Annotated in this window: 2 protein-coding genes; both read left to right on the forward strand. The window is 62.4% G+C overall.

Going from position 1 to position 848, the window contains the following annotated elements; all coding sequences use genetic code 11:
* On the forward strand, positions 1–373 hold a 373-nt coding region (locus EVS83_RS15410; protein ID WP_208108780.1), incomplete at its 5' end, for a hypothetical protein.
* Between the two features lie 57 nt (positions 374–430).
* Positions 431–848, forward strand: a 418-nt coding sequence (locus EVS83_RS15965; RefSeq protein WP_208108781.1) for a hypothetical protein, incomplete at its 3' end; no start/stop codon positions are given.

An 848-nucleotide genomic window follows, 5' to 3' on the forward strand; every position in this document is an offset into this window, starting at 1 on the left:
GCGGCGCGGCTTAACTCAGGTGTTAGGCCCCGAATCAGACATGTCCGCACTCGCACTCATGATCGTTATCGCCGCGCACTTCATCGCGGCCGGCGCGCTAGCAATGTTCTTCGCGGCGACCCACGAATTGCGCCGGGCGCTGCAAGCTGCACAGCCAGAACTTCTTGCGGGGCACGGCGACAGTGTTGGCTGGCTCGTGCAGCCGGCCGGAATCTTCATACTCATGATCGCCCGCCGGCGCAGACCAGCAGAGCTGAATTCTTCTGTCGCGCCGTATTATCGAGACTCGATCCGGTACGGGAGCTGGGCCGTTGCCGCAGGTCTCGTCATCGCTATCAGCCGTGTGGTCGGGCCATCACCGTTCGGGGCCTAACAATTCGTCCAAGCGGACGCCGCTTCGCGGCGCGGCTTAACTCAGGAGTTAGGTGCCATGAGATACATCGCAGCGCTTTCAGTGATGCTATTGGCTGGTTGCGCGCAATCGTCCGACTCCGCCATTGCTGCAGCCGTCCTGAGCAGCCCACCACATCCGCGCCTCGCACTGTGTCTGAATGTAAGCGGTGCTGACCCATCTCCGGCTCTGGCTGCTGAATTGCGGCGTGCCGGCCGGACATTCACGCCGCTGAGCGGTTGCTCTCGTCGCGGAGCCTACGTTTTCGCGAATGGTCGCCCGGCTGAGTCGGTTACGGCCGAGTGTCAGATGGTTGGCCTCAGTGGCGCCGAAGTGACCCTGTCGAGCTACTTCTCGCCCATGGCTGCCAGCACTTGGGTCGTCGCGCTCGAGTGGCGGCAAGGTCGTTGGCAACTGAAAGATCAGCGCCTGCAGTCGATTAGCATGGCGCCTAACA

Source organism: Cognatilysobacter terrigena, assembly GCF_004361065.1.
In the GTDB taxonomy this organism is placed as follows: domain Bacteria; phylum Pseudomonadota; class Gammaproteobacteria; order Xanthomonadales; family Xanthomonadaceae; genus Cognatilysobacter; species Cognatilysobacter terrigena.